Annotated in this window: 15 protein-coding genes; 8 read left to right on the plus strand and 7 right to left on the minus strand. The window is 37.4% G+C overall.

The window, feature by feature from the left end:
- Positions 1-264 precede the first annotated feature (264 nt).
- The gene (locus tag PN450_RS16760) at positions 265-456 is read left to right on the plus strand and encodes a hypothetical protein (protein WP_271836993.1); all 192 of its coding nucleotides are present in this window, start codon (positions 265-267) and stop codon (positions 454-456) included.
- Between the two features lie 35 nt (positions 457-491).
- Here the strand turns inward: PN450_RS16760 and PN450_RS16765 are convergent, their stop codons facing one another.
- Positions 492-719, minus strand: coding sequence for a type II toxin-antitoxin system HicB family antitoxin (locus PN450_RS16765; protein WP_168633284.1), 228 nt, complete (start codon positions 717-719; stop codon positions 492-494).
- On the minus strand, positions 716-940 hold the full coding sequence (locus PN450_RS16770) for a type II toxin-antitoxin system HicA family toxin (protein ID WP_148766287.1): 225 nt from the start codon (positions 938-940) through the stop codon (positions 716-718). The genes PN450_RS16765 and PN450_RS16770 overlap by 4 nt, the downstream gene beginning before the upstream one ends.
- Positions 941-1,126: 186 nt before the next feature.
- On the opposite strand from PN450_RS16770, the gene alaS reads away from it, so the two are divergent.
- Positions 1,127-3,769, plus strand: a complete 2,643-nt coding sequence (gene alaS, locus PN450_RS16775; protein ID WP_271836994.1) for an alanine--tRNA ligase — start codon at positions 1,127-1,129, stop codon at positions 3,767-3,769.
- Positions 3,770-3,811: 42 nt separating this feature from the next.
- On the opposite strand, the gene PN450_RS16780 is transcribed toward alaS, so the two are convergent.
- Together PN450_RS16780 and PN450_RS16785 are read right to left on the minus strand one after the other, a co-directional pair.
- Positions 3,812-4,027: a type II toxin-antitoxin system HicB family antitoxin gene (locus PN450_RS16780; RefSeq protein ID WP_168538881.1), complete on the minus strand. Its 216-nt coding sequence runs from the start codon at positions 4,025-4,027 to the stop codon at positions 3,812-3,814.
- Positions 4,027-4,218 carry a type II toxin-antitoxin system HicA family toxin gene (locus tag PN450_RS16785; protein WP_137909550.1) on the minus strand — a complete coding sequence of 64 codons (192 nt, stop codon included), beginning with the start codon at positions 4,216-4,218 and terminating at the stop codon, positions 4,027-4,029. Before PN450_RS16785 ends, PN450_RS16780 begins: the two co-directional genes overlap by 1 nt.
- A 129-nt stretch (positions 4,219-4,347) precedes the next feature.
- Here PN450_RS16785 and PN450_RS16790 point away from each other — a divergent pair, with 129 nt between their 5' ends.
- The 5 genes from PN450_RS16790 to PN450_RS16810 all read left to right on the plus strand — a co-directional run bounded on the left by PN450_RS16790 (position 4,348) and on the right by PN450_RS16810 (position 8,813).
- Positions 4,348-5,871, plus strand: coding sequence for a pentapeptide repeat-containing protein (locus PN450_RS16790; protein ID WP_271836995.1), 1,524 nt, complete (start codon positions 4,348-4,350; stop codon positions 5,869-5,871).
- Between the two features lie 60 nt (positions 5,872-5,931).
- Complete coding sequence (locus PN450_RS16795) at positions 5,932-7,077, plus strand: AAA family ATPase (RefSeq protein ID WP_271836996.1); 1,146 nt, start codon at positions 5,932-5,934, stop codon at positions 7,075-7,077.
- Positions 7,078-7,079: 2 nt separating this feature from the next.
- Positions 7,080-7,736 carry a DUF3226 domain-containing protein gene (locus tag PN450_RS16800; protein WP_271836997.1) on the plus strand — a complete coding sequence of 219 codons (657 nt, stop codon included), beginning with the start codon at positions 7,080-7,082 and terminating at the stop codon, positions 7,734-7,736.
- A gap of 152 nt (positions 7,737-7,888) precedes the next feature.
- Positions 7,889-8,473, plus strand: coding sequence for a Uma2 family endonuclease (locus PN450_RS16805; protein WP_271836998.1), 585 nt, complete (start codon positions 7,889-7,891; stop codon positions 8,471-8,473).
- Positions 8,474-8,552: 79 nt separating this feature from the next.
- Complete coding sequence (locus PN450_RS16810) at positions 8,553-8,813, plus strand: hypothetical protein (RefSeq protein WP_168642767.1); 261 nt, start codon at positions 8,553-8,555, stop codon at positions 8,811-8,813.
- Here the strand turns inward: PN450_RS16810 and PN450_RS16815 are convergent.
- Positions 8,810-9,706, minus strand: coding sequence for a 1-aminocyclopropane-1-carboxylate deaminase/D-cysteine desulfhydrase (locus PN450_RS16815; RefSeq protein WP_271836999.1), 897 nt, complete (start codon positions 9,704-9,706; stop codon positions 8,810-8,812). The genes PN450_RS16810 and PN450_RS16815 overlap by 4 nt on opposite strands.
- 83 nt (positions 9,707-9,789) lie before the next feature.
- Positions 9,790-12,543 carry an efflux RND transporter permease subunit gene (locus PN450_RS16820; protein ID WP_271837000.1) on the minus strand — a complete coding sequence of 918 codons (2,754 nt, stop codon included), beginning with the start codon at positions 12,541-12,543 and terminating at the stop codon, positions 9,790-9,792.
- 90 nt (positions 12,544-12,633) lie between these two features.
- Between PN450_RS16820 and PN450_RS16825 the strand changes: the two genes are divergently transcribed.
- Entirely contained in the window at positions 12,634-13,335 is a 702-nt protein-coding gene (locus PN450_RS16825) for a 5'-methylthioadenosine/S-adenosylhomocysteine nucleosidase family protein (RefSeq protein ID WP_271837001.1), read from the plus strand.
- Between the two features lie 35 nt (positions 13,336-13,370).
- On the opposite strand, the gene PN450_RS16830 is transcribed toward PN450_RS16825, so the two are convergent.
- A complete protein-coding gene (locus tag PN450_RS16830) occupies positions 13,371-16,262 on the minus strand; it encodes a DUF4114 domain-containing protein (RefSeq protein WP_271837002.1) in 2,892 nt (963 codons plus the stop codon).
- Between the last annotated feature and the right edge of the window lie 992 nt (positions 16,263-17,254).

The raw sequence follows: 17,254 nt of genomic DNA on the forward strand, positions 1-17,254 counted from the left end.
AATATTTTTTACCCCACCCTAACCCTCCCCTTGTAAAGGGGAGGGAACTGGATTTTTATTGTTTCCCCCCTTTACAAGGGGAAAGGGGGGTAGCAATGTGATGAAAATTACGGAATACCACTTTTCAAACATCCTCTTAGATTTTATATCTACTTGGGGAGAAAATTATGCGAAAGCTCCTCGCACAAGAAAGCAACTTAGAGAGTTTAAATCTCTGACTCAATCAGTATTAGATAAAGTAGATGATTTGGATATACAAGAGGAATGGAAGGAATAGGGACATTTTTTCAAATAGCAGGACAACAGCAAGACAATCAATATTCAGATCAACGTATTTGGTCAGATGCTGGTAATTTGCTTAAAAAAATATATAGTCCTGCTGTCTTAAATGCTGATACAGGTGCAAATTATTATAAAGTACAAGACAATATATGGCGATTAATTAATTTGAGATAATATAGTACACCATTAATCACCTGATTATAAATTAATTAAGCCACATTAATCAATTGTTCTAAAGATTTAGCTAAGGGTAAAGGCTTTCCATATTCTTGATATTCAGCAATTAACATTTCTATGACTTCCTGAGCATTTTTCACAGCTTCTTCATAAGTATCACCATGAGTATGATATTTTTGTGTGGGAAATTCAGGTAAATGAACTAAATAACATTTATCTTCACTACTCCATTGAATAATGATAGTATAAGGTAAATTCATTCTTCTAACTCCTTCTCTTGAATTGATTTTAATTTAGCTAATTTTTCGTTAACTTCTTTTTCTATATATAGTTTAGCATCATCTCCATCTTTGCCAGAGATGGTAATAGGATCTTCTGGTAATAAAGGATGATACCAACGGGTATGACTTCCTTTTGCACAACGGTAAATAAACCCGGCTTTTTTGAGTAAACTTTTTAATTCTCTGATTTTTTTCGGCATTTTTCCACGGAAATATTATTAAGGTATATGAATTGACGTTAATTTGATACCAATCAGTAATGGGAAACTCTGACCAAAGATCCTGAAAGCTAACTATATTTCTTATTTCCTGGCATAAGTTATAAATAGTAATGATGCTTTGTGCAGATTTTCCTAAATTAATTAAATTTGATTTCTTAAACACTCATGTCTTCAACTCCCCAGTATCTTAGCGGTAACGATATTCGTCAATTATTCCTCGACTTCTACACCCAACGGGGACACCAACCGCTTCCGAGTGCTTCTCTTGTTCCCGAAGATCCAACTGTACTGCTGACGATCGCAGGTATGTTACCATTTAAGCCGATATTCCTGGGACAACGGACACCGGAATTTAAACGCGCTACGACTTCGCAAAAGTGTATTCGTACCAATGATATCGAAAATGTGGGACGGACTCACCGCCATCATACATTTTTTGAAATGTTGGGGAATTTTAGCTTTGGTGATTATTTTAAACCACAGGCGATCGCTTGGGGTTGGGAATTATCCACTCAAGTCTTTGGTTTCTCCCCCCAGAATCTCGTTGTCAGCGTGTTTGAAGACGACGACGAAGCTTTTGCAATTTGGCGCGATACTATTGGTGTAACAGAAAAACGCATCAAACGCATGGGTGCAGATGATAATTTCTGGGTTTCTGGTGCTACCGGTCCCTGTGGTCCTTGTTCGGAAATTTATTATGATTTTCACCCAGAACGCGGTGAAGATCATATTGATTTAGAAGATGATACCCGATTTATCGAGTTTTATAACTTGGTATTTATGCAATATAATCGGGATGCTGCTGGTAATTTAACCCCGTTGCAAAACAAGAATATTGACACGGGAATGGGTTTGGAAAGAATGGCGCAAATCCTGCAAAGGAAGCCGAATAATTATGAAACAGATTTGATTTTCCCGATTATTGAAACAGCAGCGAAAATTGCCAAAATTGATTATCATCAAAGTGATGAAAATACAAAAGTTTCTTTAAAGGTAATTGGTGATCATGTCCGTTCTGTGGTTCACATGATTGCTGATGAAATTCGCGCTTCTAATGTGGGTAGGGGTTACGTTTTACGGCGTTTAATTCGTCGCGTCGTCAGACATGGGAGATTAATCGGAATTTCTGGAGAATTTATTAACCAAGTTGCAGAAACCGCAATTTCTCTTTCGGAATCAATTTATCCAAATTTGCGACAAAGAGAAACTGCAATTAAAGCCGAATTGCAAAGAGAAGAAAGTAACTTCTTGAAAACTCTTGATAGAGGTGAGAAGCTGTTAGCAGAAATTATCCAAGAGGTAAAACAAAAAGGACAAACTTCCATTAGTGGTGAAAGTGCGTTTACTCTTTATGATACCTATGGTTTCCCATTAGAATTAACCCAAGAAGTTGCTGAAGAAAATAACATTACTGTTGATGTTGATGGTTTCAATGCAGAAATGCAAAAACAGGTAGAACGCGCAAAAGCAGCACACGAAACTATTGATTTAACTGTTCAAGGTTCTTTAGATAAACTTGCAGAACATATTCACTCCACACAATTCATTGGTTATACCCAATTAACAACTACTGCAAAAATTGAGGTTTTATTAGTTGCTGGTGTTTCGGAAGAAGCAGCAGAAGCAGGAACAGAAGTGCAAATTGTTTTAGATAAAACTCCATTTTACGCTGAATCTGGGGGACAAATTGGTGATAAAGGATATATTTCTGGTGATGGTGTTTTAGTCAGAATTGAAGATGTGAAAAAAGAATCTGATTTCTTTATTCATTTCGGATATGTTGAACGTGGTACGATTAGAATTGGTGATGAAATTACCGCACAAATAGATACCGCTTGTCGTCGTCGCGCTCAAGCTAATCATACAGCAACTCATTTATTGCAAGCTGCTTTAAAGAAAGTTGTTGATGAAGGAATTTCTCAAGCTGGTTCTTTGGTTTCTTTTGATAGATTACGCTTTGATTTTAACTGTCCTCGCGCTTTAACTGCTGAGGAAGTTCAACAAATTGAAGAATTAGTAAATAGTTGGATTTCCGAAGCTCATCCTGCTACAATAGAAGAGATGCCTATAGCCCAAGCAAAAGCTAAAGGTGCAGTGGCAATGTTTGGGGAAAAGTACGGTGATGAAGTGCGCGTGATTGATTTCCCTGGAGTTTCCATGGAGTTATGTGGGGGAACTCATGTTAATAATACGGCGGAAATTGGCGTTTTCAAAATCATTGCTGAAGCCGGAGTTGCTTCTGGGGTGAGAAGAATAGAAGCTGTATCTGGCGCTGCGGTATTGGATTATTTGAATGTGCGTGATATAGTTGTGAAAGATTTGTGCGATCGCTTTAAAGTCAAACCTGAAGAAATACCCGACAGAATCACAACTTTACAAACCGAACTTCGCAACAACGAAAAAGAAATTCAAAGCCTGAAATCACAAATAGCAATTGTTAAATCTGACAGCTTATTACAAACTGCGGAAATAATCGGAGAACATAAAATTATTGTTTCTCAACTGGAAGATATTGACGCAGAATCATTAAAAGACGCTGCGGAAAGATTGCTGCAAAAAATCGGTAATGGTGCAGTAGTTTTGGGTTCTATTCCCGAAGCAGGAAAAGTGAGTATTGTTGCTGCTTTTAGTTCTGAAGTGAATAAGAAAGGTGTACAAGCAGGAAAATTTGTGGGAACTATAGCTAAAATCTGCGGAGGTGGAGGTGGTGGAAAACCCAACCTCGCGCAAGCTGGGGGACGTGACGCGAGTAAATTACCAGAAGCTTTGGAAACAGCGAAAAGTGATTTGTTAGCAGCGTTGAAATAGGATTTAGATCCCCGATTTCTTTGAGAAGTCGGGGATCTGGATTTATATAGTCACTGCAACTTTACCAACTTCTGTAGAAGGTTTAGGTATAGGTTTTCCATCTTCTTTCAATACTTCCAAATACAATTCTATAGCTTCTTTAATATTTTCCTGTACTTCTGCTAAAGTATCCCCAATGCTGACACAACCGGGTAAGTCAGGAACATAAGCACCCCAGTTTGTTTCACCACGTTCATAAATTACTGTGTACTCAATCATTATATTTCTCCTAATTTTGCTTGTTTCCAAATTGATGAAAGTGTACCTATGGGAATATCATCACTTGGTTTTCCAGGTACAACTACAATACCTGATTTATTTTCATTTTTGAGGATACGGTGACTACCTCTAATGCGATCTATATACCAACCATCTTCTTCTAGGATTTTTAGAACTTCTTTAACCTTCATTGTTTACTATCATAGCGTGATTAGTGATTTGATAAGTTAAGCGTAAAAGCACCAAGACATTAAGTATAATATATTCAGTCCACAGAATCGCAAATGTTAGTTATTTATTAAGTTAGTTTAAGGAGTTGTATGATTTATAATAAATATAGAGCTAATTTTGAAGCTTATATGTGTATCCAGGAAAATATAAAAAGAGATACAACACTTATTAAACTGTACAAAGAAGGTAGGAGGGATTTTTCTGATTATAAAGGTTATAAAATAAGAAGTATCAAAGAAACACAAACAGGAAAAAGAGAAATCGAAGAAGGATATGCAGAATTATGTAATCAAGACCTGAGAGAAATTATATTAAGTGGTTCAAATTTAAGTTGTGCAAATTTGAAAAATGTGAATTTGGAAAAAGCAATAATAAAAACTGCAACCCTTTTTAAAATAAATCTCCAAGATGGTAATCTTATTGCTGCTGATTTAAGTGGTTCAAATTTATCTTCAGCATATTTAGAAAATGCTAACCTTAGTGATGCAATCCTGAGAGGTACGAATTTTAAAGGTGCAAAATTACAAAATACTAATCTATCTGGTGCTGATTTAAGTGGTTCAGATTTATCTTCTGCATATTTAGAAAATGCTAACCTTAGTGGTGCAATCCTGAGAGGTACAAATCTTAAAGGTGCAAAATTACAAAATACTAATCTATCTGGTGCTGATTTAACGGATGCTTGTTTAGATCATACTCTTTTAAAAGATATGATTATTGATAATAATACCAAAATGAATCAAAAATATTATTTGATTTGGGAGATTACTAATAAAGGATTAGGAAATAGAAATCTCTCTGGACAAGATTTAAGTAGAGCTAACTTATCAGGATTAAATTTGAAAAAAGCTATATTAGAAAATACCAACTTAGCTCAAGCTAACTTAAAAAATACCAAATTGCAAAGAGCTATTTTAACAGGAGCTATTTTAACAGAAGCTAACTTAACAACAGCAAAATTAACAGGTGCAAATCTGAAGGGCGCAGAATTTACAAAATCCACAATTGTAAATGCTAATTTTGCAAAAGCTAATTTTGGCAACACTGATTTAAGTCAAACTAGAACTAAACTTACCAATGTTAGCACTTTAACAGGAGCATATTATAATGATGAAACTAAATTTCCTGAAGGATTTGATCCTAAAATTAAAAAAATGATTTGGTCGAATTATCAAGATCCTCAATGGATAAAAGATTTATTAAATAACAAAGGAGAACCACAAAAATGTCCGCCACAACGAGAAGGACAAGCAGAGTTTAAAAATGAATTAATACAAACTTATGGTTATAAATGTTTAATTAGTGGCTGTGAAATTGAGGAAATTATTGAAGCAGCACATATTATTCCTTATAGCAAGATTGAATCTCATGATGTAGCTAACGGATTACTTTTGAGAGTAGATTTGCATAGACTATTTGATAACTACTTATTAGCTATTCATCCAAAAACAAGAGAAGTTTTAATTTCTGAGAAAATAGAAAAAAACTATCAAGATTTTATAGGTATAAAAATAGAAAATCGTTTAACTGGTGAAGATGCTACTAAACAACAGGATGCTCTAAGATATCATTGTGAGCAATGTAATTGGATAGATAAGCGACTTCTTGAATAAGTCAGGGATCTGATATAATAAACTTGGTCATTATTTCTCTATTATCTTCATTGATAAACCATGCTAAAAAGTGTAAAAATAGAGAACTTTCGCTGCTTCAAATCTTTTGAACTTCAACAACTAGGTAGAATTAACTTACTGGTTGGTGAAAATAATAGCGGTAAAACATCAATACTAGAAGCTATTCAACTTTTATGTTCACGAACTGATCTTGATCCACTTACGGAGATTATAACTAATCGAGGTGAAGATTTTTGGGATAATGATGGAAAAGGAGAGTATCAACTTGATATTTGTCACCTTTTTTATGGACACGAGATAAAACCTGGTAGCAAATTTTCTATATCAGCTATTAATAATAATACTCAAGAAAAACTTGATATACTGATAGCAACGCTACCTGAGAATAATACAAGCTATGGTTATGATGAAACTCATATTTCTGAAGAAAATGTTAGTTCAAAGAATGAATATTTAGATGCGTTTAAAAAACTTGCTTTTATTACCGAATGGACAAACAATGAGCTACCACCAGAAAAGTTATCATTATATATATCACCTGATAGTGGACTCCTTATCAACTCTATTATGATGTTCCGTAATAGAAAAAGTTTAGGAGCAAGTATAACACCGAAAACACAATTTGTTAAATCATCTTCTTTAACAAGAGAAGAAATGATTGATTTGTTTGATCAATTAGTATTGACACCTGAAGAGAGCATTGTAGCGGAAGCATTAAATAAAATAGACTCAAAAATTAAACGTATTGCTCCTATTAGTTCTCAAAAATTGAGGTATTCATCAGATTCACGGGGTGGTTTTCTGGTGCTTCTGGCTGATGGTAAGCGTGTACCAATTGGCAGTATGGGAGATGGAATTTGGCGAATTTTAGGACTCGCATTAGCTATAGTATCAGCTAAAGATGGATATTTATTTGTAGATGAAATTGACACTGGACTTCATTTTACTGCAATGTCTGATATGTGGAAAATGATTTGGGATACAGCCAAGAAATTAAATGTCCAAGTTTTTGCAACTACACATAATAGTGATTGTTGGAAAAGTTTAGCTGATATTGCACAACAAGAAAATGTAACTGATGATGGTATTAGGATTCATAGAATTGAGAAAGGTAAAGAAAAAAGTATAGTGTTTAATGAAGCACAAATTGTTATTGCTGCTGAAAGAGAATTAGAGGTACGTTAGCAATGGCAAAACATTATCACCCCAAAAGGCTATTAGTTGAAGGTCAAGATGATTTACGAGTCATACCAGAATTAATTGAAAAAAATGGAATTAATTGGGGAGCAAAAAAAGAAGAAGCAATTATATCAATTCAAGAATGTGGAGGTTATGAAAATATTACTTATGACCTGATATATACAGAATTACAAACTGGAAGATGTACACATTTAGGTTTGATGGTAGATGCAGATGATAATGCTTTTCTACGTTGGCAAAGTATCAGAAATGCTTGTTTGCAAATAGAAAGTATTTCTCATCTTCCTGAACAAATACCAGAAACAGGATTAATTATTAATACATTAGATGGTAAAAAAATTGGTGTTTGGATTATGCCAGATAATATCATCGAAGGGATGTTAGAAACCTTTTTAGGTTATATGATTCCAGAACAGGGAGAACATCTTTGGCAATATGCTCAGGAAGTAGCAAGAGAAGCAAAAAATAAAGGTGCAGAATTTAAAGAATCTTATATTGATAAAGCAGAAATTTACACTTGGTTAGCATGGCAAGATGAACCAGGTAGACAAATACATCAAGCTATCAAGTATAATATTTTAAATCCGCAAACTCCCAAGGTGCAGGGTTTTATCAATTGGTTTAAAGATTTGTACGATTTGTAATCTCAAAATTTAAAGATAACAATATCACCATAAATTTTTTGTCCTGACACTCATTTTTTGTCAATTCAAACAAACTGCTAGACTATAATTATAACTTAGTTGAGAAACTTGTAGAAGCGATACCCAACCCAAAAAACCTATAAATTAAAATTATGACCCTCGCACAAGAAACACGCTACTATTCACCCCAAGAATACCTAGAATTAGAGGTAAACTCAGAAATACGTCACGAATATATCAACGGATTAATTATACCCATGACAGGCGGAACACCCAATCACAACCAACTTGCACTTAATTTCAGTGGTACACTCAATTATCTTCTTAAACGTCAACCTTATCAAGTCTTTGTCACAGATCAACGTCTTTGGATTCCCACCAGAAAAATTCATACCTACCCTGATATTATGGTTGTGAAAACTCCCTTAGAATATGAACAAGGAAGAAAAGACACCTTAGTAAATCCTGTGATGATTGCAGAAGTATTATCAAAATCTACCAAAAGTTATGATAGAGATGAAAAATTTGCAGCGTATCGGACAATTCCCAGCTTACAAGAATATATTTTAATTGACCAATACACAATGCACATTGAGCAGTATTTTAAAACCGATAATAATAAATGGATATTTTCTGAATTTACAGATGGAGATAGTAGCTTAAACCTATCTTCTATTCCCTGCCAAATCTTGTTAGCAGATGTTTATGATAAAGTAGATTTCAACACCGAAGAATAAAAACTCAATCTTCCTCTCCGTGCCTCTGCGCCTCTGCGTGAGATAATCATAATTATAAATACCAAAGGAGTCAATAAAAATGAGTCGAATTAATCCCTACACATTACAAATGCAAATTACTCAAATGTTTGCCCAAGGACAATCATTTTTTGCCTTGACAAAAGTTCAAGATTGGTTAAAAGAACATAATCAAAACCCTTTAGATTTTGAGATTTTATTTCATAAAAAACCTGCACCTCCCGGTTCAAAAGAAGTCATGGTCATAGAAATAGAATTAAAACGCAAAGACGGACAACCTGTAGATCCTTGGTTACAAGAACAGGCTAATTTACACGCTTAATTCCCCTGTAAACCACCAGTATGGATTAATAGCAAAGATTCCGATTTAAAAAACCCTTTGGTGATTAAATCCATAACTCCATAAAACATTTTTCCTGTGTATACATGATCTAAAGGTATGTCATATTGTTCTTGAAAATCTTGACAAAAGAGCTTTAATTTATTAGTCACTTTAGCATAACCACCAAAATGATAATCAGATATAAGTTGCCAAGGTGCGGGAGAATTAACAGGTGTTGGTAAATCAGAAGCTAGATAATTTGTTAATAAGTTATTGATATCTTCCTTGAGAAAATCACCACCTTTCAAAACAGGAAAACCAATCACCCTTTCTGGTTGATTTAATGATAGTGTCATCCCTGCTAATGTTGTTCCTGTACCGCAAGCTAAACAGATAGTATTAAATCCTTTAACTGTTTGTAATATTTCTGTACAGCCACGCATACCATTTAAATTACAACCCCCTTCAGGAATAATAAATACTTCCCCAAATCGCTGTTTTAACTGATTTTGTAATTCTTCTGTATGGCGTTTTTTATAGGTCTGACGATCAATATATACTAATTGCATTCCCTGTGCTACTGCAAATTCTAGAGTAGGATTTAAAGGAATATTTTCTTCTCCACGAATTACGCCAATAGTGCGAAAACCAAACAGATTTCCTGCGGCAGCGGTAGCATAAATATGATTAGAATAAGCACCACCAAAGGTGAGAATTGTCGATAATTTCCTCTCTTTAGCTTCTACCAGGTTATACTTCAGCTTAAACCATTTATTACCGTTGATTTGGGAGTGCATGAGATCCAGGCGTAATCCGAATAACTTAACATCTGCATTAGCACAGATTTCACTATTAATTTGTTGAATAAGTGGAGGAAAAAAAATTGACGACATTTTCAGGAAAAGTTAAGCTTTATCAGCATAGTATAAAATACTAAGATCCCCGACTTAGCTAAAAAATCGGGGATCTGAAAGATTTATCCGTTTCCTTTTACCTTCTTCCTGGGAAACCAATCATCTAAAATGGCGTAGAATACCGGGACAACAAACAAGCTGAGAATAGTAGAACTTACTAAACCACCAGCGATAGATACAGCCATAGGCGATCGCAATTCCGAACCCGCACCTAAACCCAAAGCAATAGGAACCATCCCCAAAATTGTTGCCGCGGTTGTCATCATAATGGGACGTAAACGTACAGGTCCAGCTTTAAGAATTGCCTCAGTCCGTTCTAGTCCAGAATCCCGTAACTGATTAATGTAATCTACGATTAAAATCGCATTTTTGTTAGTAATCCCCAGCAGAAACACAAAACCAATCAGAGATATCATCCCAAAATCACTTTTTGTAAATAGCAGTGCCAGCAACGCCCCAACCACTGCTAAAGGTAAAGAAAGACCAATAACTATGGGATCTACCCAACTTTTAAACAACCAAATTAGCACCACAATAATACAAAGTGCCGATAATCCCAAAGTTGTGCCAAAACTCCCAAAAACCTCATTTTGACGGGCAGAATCTCCCCCTAAATTCAAAGACACACCAGCCGGCATCACAGCTTTAGCTTCAGCTACGACTTGATCAGTTGCATTACCTAAAGTTAAATTTTGACCCAGGTTAGCACCGATATAAACTACTCGCTGATTATTCAACCTTTCAATTTGCAAAATCCCATCTTGTTGATGAGACGCACCTGTAATAGTCACATCAGCAAAACCAGATATTTTCTCAATTCGAGCTTTTACCGCTTTAGCTGCTGTCGTCAAAGCTTTGATATCATTACCTTGCAAAGCTATTTGCAGAGGTTTTTGTCCACCGGTGTCTACAAATTGAATATCCTCTACACTTGTGGTTACACCAGCCAACTTTGGCAAAGCGGCACGGAGTTGGTCTTGTACTTCTGCCGTTTTCACTTCTCGCTCTGCTTTGAGCTTAACGTATAGCGTCCCCTTGTTTGGTTCACCTTCACGAGAACCCACAGTAGTAAATACCGTTGCCACTGCGGGGAACCTTCTCACTACTTCTTCCAGTTTCTTAGCAATATCCAAAGAATCGTTTAAAGGAATAGCAAAAGGAATAGAAGATGATGAAGCAGCCAAAGCCGCAGCAGATAAAGACGAATTTCCTAATTTATCTTTTTGTCCCATTTGTCCCAGTTGTCCTGCTTGTCCTCCTGGTTGTCCTAGTCCTCCTTGCACCCCTTGTGCAAGATCCCCAGGAAGACTAGGTAAGGTCGCAGTATAGACAATATTAAATTCTCCTCGGTCAAGTTTAGGAATAAATCCTTTGGGAATTAGGGGAATCAGGGCAAGACCAGCAATTAAACTACTTATAGCTAACCCAACAACTATCAAGCGGTGCTGCAAAGACCAGGCTAACAAGTTCCGATAAGCTTGATCAAATTCTAGCCAAATTTTACTTTGCTTCTGAGGAGAACTGGATGGTTTAGCTTTAAGCCAATAAATAGCTAAGACTGGTGATAAGGTTCGGGCTACTAACAAAGATGTCAGCATGGCAGCAGAAACGGTAATCCCAAAGGGTTTAAAAAACTGACCAATGACACCACCCATTAAACCAATAGGCAAAAATACTGCTACCGCTGTCAAAGTAGCTGCGGTGACAGTTAAACCAATTTCATTAGTGGCTATTAAAGCGGCTTCGCGGGGGGTTTTCCCTTCTTCAATATGCCGCATGATGTTTTCTACATCAACTATGGCATCATCTACTATCGAGCCAATGACTAAAGCTAAGGCTAACAGGGTGATAGTTTCTAAGTTAAAGCCATATATCGCCATGACGATAAATGTCCCTAGCAAAGATATGGGAATAGCTAAGGCAGAAATTAGGGTAGCTTGCCAATTCCATAAAAAGGGAAAGATGACGACAATTGATAAAATTATCGCTTCGATCAGGGCATCTATGGTAGAATGGGTGGCGTTGCGGATATATTCAGCTTGGGTAGCAGCTAAGGTGAGAGTAACATCTTTTAAGCCAGACCTTAGCTGTTGTACTTCTTTTTCTACCCGATTAACTACTTCTAAGGTATTAGCATCACCTTTTTTAATTACCTGAAAGGCTAAAGCCTGTTTACCATTGAACCTGATTAAAGTACCGGCTGGGGGTAATCCATTTGTTGCTGTTGGTGGTGGTGCATTCGTACTCACTTCCCCTAACAGAGAGACTTTCAGAACTCCTGGTAATTTAGCTATGCTAGGGACAATTTTATCTTTTACCAGTTGCTGTAAATTATCAATCTTCCCAGAAGAACTTTCAATGGCATAGCTAACAGCCGCTGATTCGTTCAGATTCAAAGGGATGATTTTTTTAGTGGCATTCTTAGGTAGATTTAATTGATTAACGATCTGAGAAATTTTATTAGTCGCAGTTTCTAAATTTGTACCCACCACAAAAGAGGAAACTACAGCAGTTTGACCAGGATAAGTTGATGAACGAATATCCTCAAGTCCTACCAGTGATTTGAGACTTTCCTCCAGTGGTTTAGTGAGTTTTTCTTCCGTATCTAAGGCCGATGTTAAAGGTGCTTGGACATTTACCACCACTACCGGAAAGGTGATATCTGGAAATAAAGCATATTTGAGGGAACTCAAGGCCAGGACACCAGCTACCGCTATACCTATCCAAAAACACACCGTCAACCAAGAAAACTTAATCGCTAATTTGGAAATATTGAAGCTTTCGCGGGCAGATTCTGAGTTATTAGTCTTTACCATCTGATAAAATTATTTAAGTCCTTGGTCATTAGTCATCGGTCTTTTGATCACTGACAACTGACAGGTTAGTATAGAACTTCTAGGATAACAATGGTTACGATCTTAGTCCCCCAGGGAGCAGAATATCAAGCCGTCTGTCGCGGATTAAGTCGCGTCCCCAGTTCCCAAGCCAAGGTATTAGCGATACCAATGGGAATCGAACCAGTGCGGAAATATTTACAACAATTCACCCATGGTCAAGCCAATCGGATGCTGATGATGGGTTTATGTGGTAGCTTGAGCAAAAATTATCAAGTTGGAGATATTGTTTTATATCAAAATTGTCTTTATCAAGGAAATCTGCAAGAGGGCAATAATTCCTTCACCGCAGATATACATAATCAACTTGGTGATCGTGTATCTTTAGTCAAAGGGTTAACGAGCGATCGCCTCTTATATAAAGCCACAGAAAAACGCCAGTTATATGAACAATCCGGTGCTGACGTTGTAGATATGGAAGGATACGCTTTTCTAGAATTTTTCCAGCAACCAGTTTCTCCACAGGTACAAATAGCCATCCTGCGAGTAGTTAGCGATGATGCTCATCATGACATCCCCAATATCACATCAGCCATTGGTGCAGACGGTTCATTACAACCTTTACCCTTAGCTTGGGAATTCATCCGTCAACCCCTAGCAGCGACTCGATTAATTACAGGTTCACTAAAAGGACTCAAAACTTTAACAGCAGTCACACAATTATTATTTACTCCTAACAAGATCCCCGACTTCTCTAAGAAGTCGGGGATCTGATTCTGATGAATATTCTCAAACCTGAGAAATATCTTTTACGCTACAGCCAAATTGACTTTAACAATTACATCATTAAAATCTTTATCACCACCACCACGTAAATCCTCAAAACCAAAGGTATTATCACCTAACATCCGCACATGATCTACACCATCTGAGTTCGCACCCAAGAAGGTAAAGTAAATATCTGGATTATTATTAGGATTACTATCAAGTAGGGCATCAGGTGTACCATTCACAACAAGAAATGGTACATATATAGAGCCACCTTGAAGCGTATTATTGAAATTTGCCGTTCCACCGTTGTTCACAGCTAAACTAATGTCAGAAACACGACCATTAATAGCTGCTTGAACATAGCCATTTTGTCCTGGGAGAATATCAGCCGTACCATCTCCATTGGTATCAATACCGCCGTTCTCATCAACTACGCGATAAAAACCAATGAAATTGTTGTAACTTGCTTCTCGGTTAACCGTAAAACTAGCGGTTACTGCACCAGTAATACCCCGTAAATCTAGAGATTCACCTTGTGGTTTATTTTGCAGAGATGTCCCCAAAGCTGTAGCGCGATCACTTGCCTGAATTGTTAACGGAAAATCCTCAAAGCCGCTAGGATTACCAGAACCATCTTCCCAATCTAGGGAATACTGATCAGATCCCAAATCTGTAATCTTGAGATTAGCAGGGTTGGCAAACAGGACATTGCCAATAGAGGTGTTATTACTCAGTACAGAATCGGTTGAACCGTCTTTAACCAAGTAGAATCTCAAATTGTCATTGGAGTTAAATCTTAATAACCTGTCCAGGCTAGTAGGATCAAATCCAGCAGGAAGATTAGTAAGGGTAGAGAAAACTACCTGACCTTTTGCTAATGCTTTTTCTGCATAACCCGCTTCATCGGGGGCAATACCATCAACTTTACCAGACGCATCATCAACAGTAAATACTCCAATTTCATTGCGACCGGAATTGGGTCCTGTTAATTTTACTTCCAGTGTTGCTTTGCCGTTGTTGCCTTTGATATTGAAGACATTATCACTAACTAGCGTTAGGAAATCGCTAACAGTGCCGGTGCCAGTGGAAGTTGGATTAACATCAGGTGTACCAGCAGATGTGGCAGCAGGAGTTCCGAAGATCACATAGGCTTCACCTGCTTGAGAATTAGCCAAGGGAGCGCCAATAATCAGATCATTAACACCATCACCATTGACATCTCCAGCACCACTGACTGACTGACCTAAGTTACTATTTTCAGCACCATCAATGATAAAGCCCTTTTCACCATCGTACTCAGGTGTATCGAAAGTTGAGAGTTCAAAGGTAGCTCCAAAGCCTTGTTTGCTACCATAAATAACATAGCTTTGTCCAGCATTATCAGTAGCCTTTTTTGCCCCAATAATGATGTCACCAATCCTATCACCGTTAATATCTCCTAAACCACTGACAGACCAACCGGAGTTGTCAAGGCTGGAAATACCGTTGATGGTAAAGCCATTGTTGCCATTGAGATTAGCAACATCAAGAGTCTTACCAAAACCGTTTTTGTTACCAAAGACTACATAGCTTCTACCAGCAGATTCTTTGTCATTGGGATTTCCATCTTTTGCCCCAATAATCAAGTCTCCGATGCCGTCACCGTTGATATCTCCAGCTTTGCTAACAGAGAAGCCTGATTGATCTCCTGCTTGTCCGTTGATGGTAAAACCATCGCTGCTATTGAGGTTAGAGACGTTGATAATATTGGAAGTAAGGGGATTTGTGGAGTCAGTTTTCCGTCCATAAATAACAAAACTGCTTCCAGAATTATCACCATTGGTATTAGCAGAGGGCGCACCAAGAATGATGTCATCAATCTTATCACCGTTGATATCTCCCGCATCACTAACGGAATAGCCCAGGTTATTTGGGTTATCACTGATGATTGCCAGGATGTCTACGGTTGAAGCGAAATCACCATCTTTTTTCCCAAAGATGATATAGGCTTCTCCTTTATTAGCTGTTCCGTCATCACTAGGATGAGTTGCACCAATTAATAGGTCTTTAACGCCATCACCATTAAAATCGCCAGCGCTGCTAACAGCCCAACCTACATTATCACCAGACTGATTACCTTTCATGGTAAAACCCTGGCTAGGTTCAAGGTTGGAGAGTTCGATGGGATTACTGAAATAGTTAGGGTCTTTACTACCAAAGACGACATAAGCAGCCCCGGAATTATTGTTAGCAAAGGGTGTGCCAATTGCCAGGTCATCAATGCCATCACCGTTAATATCCCCAATATTGCTAACGGAATGGCCTGATTGATCACCAACTCCTGCCCCATTAATCACAAAGCCTGTAGTCGCATTGAGAGTGGAAGGGTCTATGACTTGTTGAAAGTTCTCTTTGCTGCCAAAGACTACATAAGTTTTCCCGGAGTTAAATTTGTCATTAGGATCACTCAAAGGTGAGCCGATGATTACATCCCCAATTCCATCACCGTTGATATCACCAGCATTGCTAACTGAGTAACCTAATTGATCATCACTTGCACCGCTGATGACAAAACCATCGTTGTTGGCTGTGGGTATAATCTCGCCAGTTACAGGATCTATAAGGCTAGTCTCGCCAGTTATAGGATCTATAACGGTTAGGAATAAAGTTTCAATAGGTGTGGGATTTGTGGTGGAAGTGTTATCTATGTTGGAACCAATATCTACATTGGAGCTAATATCCTGTTCGGAGGTGTCTACAATGGAGGTGGTATTTTCAAGAGGGATAGGATCTTGTTCGGATGTGGTGGCTACATTAGAACTAATATCTTCAATGGCAGTAGGATCTTGTTCGGAGGTGATGCCTACATTAGAACTGATATCTTCAATGGCAGTGGTGTCTTCAATGAGAGTGTTATCTGCGAGTGTAGTGGCGTTAATATTTGGTTCCATGATGGTGTCGTGTTATTGGTTTTTTGAATGTTTGATAAATTTCGGTTACAGCAAAGCAGGTGTAATAGGTTGTTCCACCTTAGTTACACAAACATTTGCTATAAATCTGCGTTAAGAAATAGCTCTAGGCTGTAGTTGAGTTGCTAGAGTTGGTGTTGATGATAATAATGGATAGAATTTCATACCCCTGGGGTAAATATGCGTGTTTGTTTCTAAGTTTGAGTCATTAGAGTAACTGAGGATGGAAATAGGGGAATAGTAGTTAATGCCCTGGTATGCTGAAATTTCTCTGGACTGTAGTTGTGTTACCAGAGTTGGTATAGATAATTTTTTTTGAGATGGTCAGATCCGGTTAACTTCTATGGGAGATCAAACCTTCATCATCCATCTTATATACAAAAGTTTTCACCTCTTATGATCAAATCCAGGTCTATTTAAGACTTGGGTTTTTGCCGACGACACCCAAACGAAGGAAGATGCTGAAGTTTATACCTGATTTGATTTAAGGACTCTTAGCTTTTCACTAACGAGAAAGTTTACTTTGATTGCCCGAAAACAGTACAGCCTAGATATTGTGCTATTAGTTGTGAAGCTTCTGTGAACTTGAGGTCAATAACACGCAAATTTCTGAGTTTGGCTTTTATCATTGGCTGTAAACATGACAATCAAATTTAGTCTGCGGTATGATACTTGATGTTAATGGAAAAAATTTCTCTTCCCTGTTCTCAAGTCCCGCTTCCTATAACTTAATCCCTAATTGCTAATGTCCAATCCGGACTTCTTTTAAATATTCTGACTACTTTTGATCTACTGTCTTTACCAGTAATCCTAATGTGTGGGTAATGCTGGGGCTGGTGTTTAATGGGTGAGAATGGGAATTTGGGGAAAAAATGTCTGCTACTGGTTGTCAACGGGGTAAACTCTGGAAGCAGGAGTCAGGAGTCAGGAGTCAGGAGTCAGGAGTCAGGAGTCAGGAGTCAGGAGTCAGGAGT

This window comes from Dolichospermum lemmermannii CS-548, assembly GCF_028330815.1.
In the GTDB taxonomy this organism is placed as follows: Bacteria; Cyanobacteriota; Cyanobacteriia; order Cyanobacteriales; family Nostocaceae; genus Dolichospermum; species Dolichospermum lemmermannii.